Raw genomic sequence first — 962 nt, 5'->3', positions numbered from 1 at the left:
GGTCGTCCACCGCGACGGGGGGCTGGTTGGTCTCGCCCGGACGCGCGATACCCACACGCACGGTGCCGGTCGCCGTCGCGCCGCGCGCGTCCAGCACGGTGTACGTGAAGACGTCGAGCCCGCTCGCGTTCTTCGACGCGGTGTAGAGCAGGGAGCCGGCCTCGACCTGAGCCGTGCCCTTCGAGGGGGGCGACGCCACGCCCGAGACCTGGACGGAGTCGCCGTCAGGGTCGATCCCGTCCAGCGGGACGTCCACACGCACGCTCGAGCCCGACAGGACGCGCGCATCGATCTCGCGCGGCTGCGGGGGTGCGTTGTCCTCGCCGTCGCGGATGCGGATCGTGACCTGGGCGGAGTCCTCCTGCCCGTTGACGTCGCGCACCCGGTAGATCGCGTACGCGGTCCCGGCCTCGGGACCGGCCTTGAACCGCAGCGTGTCCTCCGAGACGAACGCCTCACCCAGGGCGGGGTCCACGTCCTGCTCGAGCTCGGGCTGCAAGAACAGCTCCAGCCCGTCGGGGTGGGTGTCGTTCTTCAGCACCGGGACCGTCACCACGTCCCCGGCATGCACCGTGACCTCGTCCGCCGCCGCCTGCGGCGGCTGCAACCGCGTCGGCGCCGGCACGGGCACCACCCGCACCTCGCCGGTGGCCGTCTCCGTGCCGTTCGACACGGTGTAGGTGACGGTGACGGGACCGTCGAGCCGGCGCAGCTCGGTGATGCGCAGCATCTGGTGCGCGAGCACGGCGACCGACACGCCGGCGTCGGCCGGGACGCGCACGGACTGGACGACGAGGACGCCGCCGGCGGGGTCGGTGTCGTTGGCCAGCACGTCGACCAGCGTCGACCCGCCCGCCGGGAGCAGGGCGGTGTCGGTCACCACGATCGGGGCGCCCTCGGCCTCCGACGGCGGTAGGACGTCCACCCGCACCAGACCGGTGGTCGCGTCGGGGCCGTCCGTG

The 962-nt window shown here is 73.6% G+C and carries 1 protein-coding gene; it reads right to left on the bottom strand.

The features are described from left to right. The coding region (locus AC6CH9_RS20790) for an Ig-like domain-containing protein (protein WP_498156595.1) at window positions 1-962 on the bottom strand (962 nt) is incomplete at both ends.

This window comes from Cellulosimicrobium sp. GQ32, from assembly GCF_059758455.1.
This window is presented reverse-complemented; position numbering and strand designations above follow the sequence as displayed.